Raw genomic sequence first — 7,971 nt, forward strand, 5'->3', positions numbered from 1 at the left:
AATAAGAACAAATAACTTCAACTTGCATACATAAAAATGCATATTACTTCAAGATAATATTTAAAATAGCAAGAAACGATAATTCAAGGGATGAATTTTGCAAGTAAAACAAATAATAGCAAGTCTGACTTTTATTCTTATTGCGACATTGTGCGGTGTTTTGATTGCAGTTTGGGTGTTTAAGTATTTTAGTATTTATATTCCTCTTGAAAATCAAGCTGTCAATATTGATTTACAAGAACCCTTACAGGCTAAGGTCGTGATTCATGATGCTTTAGATGTTGATGTTACGGGGCAGGTCAATGCAACAATTCCTATTCATGAAAATTTGGAATTGCCGATTTCTCAGACGCTAACACCACGAGTTTATTTCGATAATCAAGTACCTATTCAAACCACGATTCCTGTTAAAGAAGTTTTAAAAGTGCATCAAAACATGCCAATTGATACCACTGTAAAAGTGAATGTATTGGGTAAAGATATTAGTTTGCCTTTGAAAGGAACGATTCCAATTCATATGGATGTCCCGATTGATCTAAAAGTACCTTTGAATCAAAAAGTACATTTAAAATTTGATGCACCTGTTAAAACTGTGCTCAAAGAAAATTTAAGAGTTCCACTGACAGCAACCCTTAAAACCAATATCCCGATTGAAGGGCATTTAAATGTTCCGATTAAATCTGCATTGCAGGCAACAGTAGATGTTCAAAATACCTTGCCAGTCAAAATTGAAAGGGGACAATTAAAGATTCCATTAAACAGCTTAAAGCTTTCTCAACATGATATTGCTTCTCAGCATTCACCAACTCAATTGCAAAGCGAGTGAGGTGAATTATGTGGATATTTAGTTCAGTTAGGCGAGTATTGATCAGTTTTGTGATTGTTGTGTTGCTCATCGCAATATTGGTTTGGGGGTATTTGAATATTCAGGCTTCTATGCAAATTTCTGCTAAAAATGCGCAAATTCAGTTGTCTCAACAATTACCAACAAAAATTCAAGTTGGAAATTATTTACAAGCACATGCACAGGGCGCCTTGGATGCAGACTTGAATGTTCAAAGAAAATTAAATTTACCTTTAAAGGGGAAGTACTTGGCGGATCTTAGTTTTGCAGTCACGACACCCATCGTTGTTGATATTGACTACACAACCAATATTGATATAAAAACGGTTATGCCACTCGAAACCAATACTGATTTAGTCTATCAAAACAAACTGCTTCCTAAATTTCCTTTGAAAATGGATGTTCCAATTCAGTTATCTGTACCATTTCATCTAAAACGTAGCTACCGAATACCAATCAAAATTTTATTCGATGGTTCTGTTTATTTTCAGTTTGATGAGGCTGTGGAAGTTGATGTAAATCATCGGTTTAATCCTGTATTGAAAGTGAATGATCCAATCACAATGCGTAAAATTTCAACATTTAATGCGACCATGATCAATACACAGAGGCAATCGATTGCCGATTTAAAGATGAATATAGATTTACCCATCAGCAATATTCACCCTTAAAAGAAATTCTTGGGTTTATAATCATCATGTGCAGAAATAAGTAATAATGAATCGACACCCTGTGGGGGGAGAAATAAGTTTTTTGGGTGATTATTATCATCTAATCATCTTAATTCAATACCTTGTTGAATAAGTAATTGCGCTTTACCAAAATCTCTGGCCAAAGCGATAACGTTATCAGCTTTTGTTTGTTTTCATCAGATTTGAATCACCAATTCACCAAGCTGAAGTAGCGTCTATAATTATAAGTTTCATGATATTTACCTTCATTTACGATTTAAGTTGGATGTTTTTTAAACTTGATGTTAATATCATTATTGTTAAACTTACCAAATGTAAGTACGTACCTATAAGTAAGTTAATTACGAGATAGCGAGAATTTTATGAGTATTTATGGTCGTAGCGACTTGATTGGTCAAGTTTTATCCAGTGAATGTCCTTCACGTCAAATCCTAGAACATTTAACCAGTAAGTGGTCGGTATTGGTTCTTCGTTGTTTAAGTGAAGGCGTACAGCGCTTTAGTGAATTACGAAATCGTATCGAAGGCGTGAGTGAGAAGATGCTCGCCCAAACATTGAAAACATTGGAAAAAGATGGCTTTGTTTTGCGAACGGTATACCCAGAAGTTCCCCCTAAAGTTGAGTATCAGCTCACTGTTTTAGGTGCTCAAGCCGCAGAGAAACTCAATTATCTGATTGGTTGGATTGAGCGTAGCCTGCCAGACATTTTAGAAAATAAACAACGTATTCAAATCAAATCATGATGATTTACAGCCTAGTTCAATCAAGTGTAGATTCTTCTCAATGTAAAAAACGATCGATATGAAAAATAAAGATCGTTTTTGAAAAACCTAGGTCATGTAAATTCAAGCGTATTATTGCTTCGACAATTCATCGACCAATGGTTCTAATTTTTCTTGTGCAGTTTTATTTTTATTGAATACAAACAAATCATTCATAGCATATTTCGCTGTATGAAGTTGTAATCCATTGTCAAATAAATGCAAGTATGCTTTAGAAATCACCGTATTTGTATCTTTATTATTCTCAATTTCATATGTAACCGTGTATTTACAGTCACTTGGCTTTTGTTGAGCATAAACTTGAGTATTTATTTTGTTCGCTGTAAATCTATTTACAATAATGTTTAAGTATTCTTTCGATGGGTCTACAGCATTATTTTCTTGAACACAGACTTTATTGAGTGTTGGTAATTGTTGCGTATTCACAATTGGGTTGTGTGTTTGGAAATTCACACATCCTGTTAAAGTCGTCATCGGTATTAACATCATAAAAAAAATTGAGTTCTTATTCATTGTATTCATATTTAATATAAAAGATGTGATACATTTTACATAAAAATATTAATTTGACAACTATGTTTGGTTTTTTGTTTGTTTTAGCATGAGTAATCCCGTGAAAATGGCACCGATTGTTGCAAGGAACATATCTTTATGGGCATCCCACATATCACCTTGTTGACCATTATAATTTTCTGCCTCTTCAGGAGATAAGCCTATTGCAATCCACCATTCAATCCATTCATAAACTAAGCTGCTCGCCATCACGAATTGGATAATTAATAAGAATAGTACTTTAGGTTTTAAGCGTGGTAACCAAACTTGAAAAAGACGATAGAAAATTGGGTACAAGAATAGCCCATAAAAGAAATGTACAAAGCGGTCAAACATGTTGCGTGTCCAACCCATTGCGTGGTTCAGGTCAAAGTGTAAGTATTTGATCATCCAATCATTATAGGGCACATAAGAATACAGATAATGAGCAGCAATCACATGAATGATTAGAAATAATACATATAAGAAAAATGCGGAAAAGCTCAGTCCTATTTTTTTGATACAGATAAATAAGCCAATCAGCATGAGCACAGTGCCAGCTTGGTGCAATAAATAGGACGAATATTCTAAAGGATGAATACTGGCAATAATAATAGTGATTGCTAAAACAAACAGTACGAACCAGTGTTTTGAAGTGAGTGAATAATAAATCATTTCGTTATTTTCATTGTGAAATTTCAAATGATTGTAATCAAAATACAATAAAAATGCGAAGCAAAAGCTTCGCATTTTCAATGTTTAAACAAAAAGAAAGGTTTAGATTTTATTAATCAAATCTTTGATCTGTTTTGCTTGATCTGCTGCATTACCTGTATATGTTGCAGGTGTCATTTCAGCTAAACGTGCACGATCAGCAGCGGGAACTGCTTCAAGCTCATTTCCATTCACAAAAGCAACCATCATGTCACGTGTCATGGCTTGACCACGCGTCAATGCTTTTAATTTTTCGTATGGTTTTTCAACATTATAACGACGCATTACAGTTTGAATTGGTTCAGCCAAAACTTCTTGAGCTTGATCTAAATCTTCAAGTAAGCGTGCAGCATTCAACTCAAGTTTACCAATTCCTTTTAAACAAGCTTCAAAAGCGATTAAGCTTTGAGCCAAGCCTACACCCATATTACGCAGTACAGTCGAGTCAGTCAGGTCACGCTGCCAACGAGAAATAGGGAGTTTTTCACCTAAGTGCGCCAATACCGCATTGGCGATCCCTAAGTTACCTTCTGAGTTTTCAAAGTCAATTGGGTTGACTTTATGTGGCATGGTTGAAGAACCCACTTCACCTTCTTTTAAACGTTGTTTGAAGAAACCTAAAGAGATATAACCCCAAACGTCACGGTTAAAGTCGATCAAAATTGTGTTGAAGCGACGTAAAGCATCGAACAATTCAGCAATATAATCGTGTGGTTCAATTTGAGTGGTATATGGGTTGAATGTTAAACCTAAAGATTCAACAAACGCCTGCGAGTGAGCTGGCCAGTTGATTTCAGGATAAGCAGAGTAATGTGCATTATAGTTACCTACAGCACCATTGATTTTACCCAATAATTCTACTTGATTGAATTGTTTGATTTGACGTGCCAAACGGTAAGCAACATTGGCCATTTCTTTACCCAAAGTGGTTGGGCTAGCTGTTTGACCATGTGTACGTGACAACATAGGCTGTTCAGCATGCGTTTCTGCCAAAGCAACAATAGAATCAACAATTTGTTGCATAGAAGCAACCAATACTTCACGACCATTTTTAAGCATTAAAGCATGAGAAAGGTTGTTAATGTCTTCTGATGTACATGCAAAGTGAATGAATTCACCTGCATTTTTTAATTCATCGATGTGCGCAATTTTTTCTTTTAAGAAATACTCAACCGCTTTAACATCATGGTTAGTGGTACGTTCAATCTCTTTAATGCGATTTGCATCTTCCTCAGAAAAATCTGTAACGATTGTATCTAAAGCAGCATTTGTTGCCGCAGAGAAAGCAGGAACTTCTGTAATTTCTGGACGGTTCGCAAGCGCTTGTAACCAGCGCACTTCAACAGTCACACGAGCATGGATTAAACCAAACTCAGAGAGGAAAGGGCGCAGAGCATCACATTTGCTTGCATAGCGTCCATCTAGTGGAGAAAGTGCAGTTAAAGCGTTCATAAAGATTCCTTAAATTTTGGAATTAAACGTAAATACAAAAAAGCCTTTTACAGATCAAATTAAACAACTTGATATTGTAGTCGGGCAAGATCTTGAATATCTTGAAGAAGTTTTCGTTTACTAAACATCATATTCCATGAGCTACCACCAAGCTGCCGCCAGATATGAGCCATTTGCAAACCAGTAAACAAACTGGCACGGATACGATTGGTATGCGAAGCATCTTTAAATGCTTCTGCATTACCACGCACGAGAATTCGGGGATTGATTTGACCAGCAGTATCTACATAGGTTTGTGCTAAATTGGCAATGATACTTGGGTGCATGTAATCATGATCAAAAAAAGAAAGCTGTTTTAATATTTTTTGTTGTGATTTTTCAATAATTTCTACGAATTTTGGATTGCCATACACTTTCTTTTCTAATGCTAAAAGTGACATGGCATAGGTCATGGGTAATTTTGCACTGGAAAGTTTAGGAATTCGTGATTTGGGTGAAGGATTGAATGGTTGGCTTATGCTGCTTTCTAAGGCTTTCAGTCCAAGAGAAATATCAGCCAATTGATTAAAGAAATCTAGGGTTTGACTGGAACAATTATCAGCAGGTCGGATATTCAAGCTGGCTTTAATCAATTGTTCAAAGTAAAAATTACCACTTTCGCCAATACTTTGATGTCCTGACATGGCAGTCATATGCGTCAACTGCGTTGCCTGGAACACAGCTGCTAACGCCAAAGCTCTGTTTTGGCGTTGATTCAAAGTTTGAGGCTGTTGAAAGGGTAACTCAACCATGCCTAAATTCCTTTAAATAATTCTGAAAATTTAAACGATTAAACAATAAAGTCTGGTTTAGGTGCATTGGTATGATGTATTACACCGCCACCTAAACATACTTCATCTACATAGAATACAACGCTTTGTCCCGGCGTTACAGCTCTTTGCGGTTCATCAAATTCAACACGAACACCATTCGGTACATCCGTGTCTTTATAAATTGTACATGCTTGATCTGGCTGACGGTAACGTGTTTTTGCCGTGCATCGGAAACCTGTTTCTGGAATCGCTTGCTCACCCGCAACCCAATCGATAGCTTCAGACCATAACGTGGTACTTTGCATAAGGGGGTGTTCGTGACCTTGACCGACAACTAGACGATTACCGTCAATATCTTTGTGCAGAACAAACCAAGCACCTTCTTCAGCACCTTTAAGCCCACCTAAACCGATACCACCGCGCTGACCGAGCGTATAGTACATTAAGCCGTGATGTTCACCAACCTCTTTTCCAGAATCTAGGACAATTTTTCCTGGTTGAGCGGGTAAATATTGTTTAAGAAAGTCATTAAAACGACGTTCGCCAATAAAACAAATACCTGTTGAATCTTTTTTCTTCGCTGTTGCTAAACCCAAATCCTCTGCAATTTTGCGAACTTGCGGTTTTTCAATTTCTCCAACAGGAAACAAAGTCTTGTTAATTTCACGACCATGTACTGCATGTAAAAAGTAAGTTTGATCTTTATTATCGTCTACACCTCGGAGTAAAGGTGCATATTCTTCACCACGAGAATTAGTCATGGTTTCACCACGACGACAATAATGACCTGTTGCAATAAAGTCTGCGCCTAAATTTATGGCATGATCTAAAAATGCGCGGAATTTAATTTCTTTATTACATAAAATATCTGGATTCGGAGTGCGACCAGCAGCGTACTCTGCGAGGAAATGTTCAAAGACTCGATCCCAATATTCCATTGCAAAATTGGCAGTGTGTAATTTGATACCAATTTTGTCGCAAACTGCTTGAGCATCAGCAAGATCTTCCATCGCTGTGCAATATTCCGTACCATCATCTTCTTCCCAGTTTTTCATGAAAAGCCCTTCAACTTGATATCCTTGTTGAAGAAGTAATGCTGCAGAAACAGATGAATCTACACCACCAGACATACCGACGATGACACGTTGTTGCATAGGATTAGGCATCCAAATTTGAAATTAAAGGAGAGTTTTGGTGCTCATAAATGAGCGAAAGTGGGTATTTTTGACCAGAAAGCGCGTCTTGTACAGCTTTAATTACTAAAGGGCTGCGAGCACGAGCAGTTTCAAGTAATTCTTCAAGGCTCATCCATTTTGGACCGATAATATCTGTATCCAATTCAGCTTCTGGAAAATACTCAAGTACATGTGCTAAAAAACAAAATCTATAATAGGTACGATCTGGAAACATAGGTGGGGTATAGCTGTAAATTCCGAGCAGTGAATCAATCTCTACTGCATGGCCAGTTTCTTCCATGGTTTCACGTACCGCTGCTTGGATAATCGTTTCACCACATTCAACATGCCCCGCAGGTTGGTTGAATACCGTGTGTGTCACGCCTTCTGTATGTTCTTCTACAAAAAGGAATTTTCCGTCTTTTTCTACAACTGTAGCAACGGTAACGTGTGGTGTCCAAGAGGTCATAAACAGCACCATGGGAAATAAAGCATTATTCTACAAAATTTTGACTGTGGTGACTATGTAGAAATTTATCTTTAATTCAGCAAGATTTAAAGCTTTCTATATACTTCTAGTTTTTAACTCTTTGAACAAGTTGTTTTACCTGCTTCAACCTTTTTAATAACCAATTGATTATTATCATTTCTTATACAAATTAGAGCATGATAGATTTTATTTGTTTCCAAGGTAACTTGATATACCGTATTTTTTTTAAATTTATCCGCAGATAGTTCCAAACAATTTTTTTCTTTGATTGGAAGAGCATGGCCTGAATATGATTTTTCAAAATCAGTTACAAATTGTTTGGTAAAATCAACCTTTCCAAATGATAATAATAAATCATTGTCGTAACTATATTGGGTATCTAAATCATTTGTGAAAAAACACAAGTTATTTTTCTTTGCGGTAACATCTAAATTTTTCCCTCCTGAACTGCAGCCAGTGAGAATTGATATAGATAAAGC

10 protein-coding genes are annotated in these 7,971 nt (G+C 36.4%); 3 read left to right on the plus strand and 7 right to left on the minus strand.

From position 1 onward, the window contains the following. Positions 1–97: 97 nt before the first annotated feature. The 3 genes from D7V20_RS17860 (at position 98) to D7V20_RS17870 (ending at position 2,279) form a co-directional block, all read left to right on the plus strand. Positions 98–826: an MFS transporter gene (locus D7V20_RS17860; protein ID WP_120385277.1), complete on the plus strand. Its 729-nt coding sequence runs from the start codon at positions 98–100 to the stop codon at positions 824–826. 8 nt (positions 827–834) lie between these two features. After that, entirely contained in the window at positions 835–1,515 is a 681-nt protein-coding gene (locus D7V20_RS17865; protein ID WP_120385278.1) for a hypothetical protein, read from the plus strand. A 383-nt stretch (positions 1,516–1,898) separates the two neighbouring features. Then, entirely contained in the window at positions 1,899–2,279 is a 381-nt protein-coding gene (locus tag D7V20_RS17870; protein WP_120385279.1) for a winged helix-turn-helix transcriptional regulator, read from the plus strand. Positions 2,280–2,390: 111 nt separating this feature from the next. Here the strand turns inward: D7V20_RS17870 and D7V20_RS17875 are convergent, their stop codons facing one another. The 7 genes from D7V20_RS17875 to D7V20_RS19905 all read right to left on the minus strand — a co-directional run. Then, a complete protein-coding gene (locus D7V20_RS17875; protein WP_120385280.1) occupies positions 2,391–2,792 on the minus strand; it encodes a hypothetical protein in 402 nt (133 codons plus the stop codon). Between the two features lie 99 nt (positions 2,793–2,891). Next, the gene (locus D7V20_RS17880; protein ID WP_120385285.1) at positions 2,892–3,524 is read right to left on the minus strand and encodes a DUF2238 domain-containing protein; all 633 of its coding nucleotides are present in this window, start codon (positions 3,522–3,524) and stop codon (positions 2,892–2,894) included. Between the two features lie 102 nt (positions 3,525–3,626). Next, positions 3,627–5,015: an adenylosuccinate lyase gene (purB, locus tag D7V20_RS17885; RefSeq protein ID WP_120385281.1), complete on the minus strand. Its 1,389-nt coding sequence runs from the start codon at positions 5,013–5,015 to the stop codon at positions 3,627–3,629. 59 nt (positions 5,016–5,074) lie between these two features. Next, on the minus strand, positions 5,075–5,806 hold the full coding sequence (gene hflD / locus D7V20_RS17890; protein WP_120385282.1) for a high frequency lysogenization protein HflD: 732 nt from the start codon (positions 5,804–5,806) through the stop codon (positions 5,075–5,077). A 38-nt stretch (positions 5,807–5,844) separates the two neighbouring features. Continuing rightward, positions 5,845–6,981: a tRNA 2-thiouridine(34) synthase MnmA gene (mnmA, locus tag D7V20_RS17895; RefSeq protein WP_120385286.1), complete on the minus strand. Its 1,137-nt coding sequence runs from the start codon at positions 6,979–6,981 to the stop codon at positions 5,845–5,847. Positions 6,982–6,985: 4 nt separating this feature from the next. Then, on the minus strand, positions 6,986–7,471 hold the full coding sequence (locus D7V20_RS17900; RefSeq protein WP_120385283.1) for an NUDIX hydrolase: 486 nt from the start codon (positions 7,469–7,471) through the stop codon (positions 6,986–6,988). Positions 7,472–7,584: 113 nt separating this feature from the next. Then, positions 7,585–7,971: NF045616 family extracytoplasmic (lipo)protein (locus D7V20_RS19905; protein ID WP_120385284.1), on the minus strand; the 387-nt coding region annotated here is incomplete at its 5' end.

Source organism: Acinetobacter rongchengensis (assembly GCF_003611475.1).
GTDB classification, from domain to species: Bacteria; Pseudomonadota; Gammaproteobacteria; order Pseudomonadales; family Moraxellaceae; genus Acinetobacter; species Acinetobacter rongchengensis.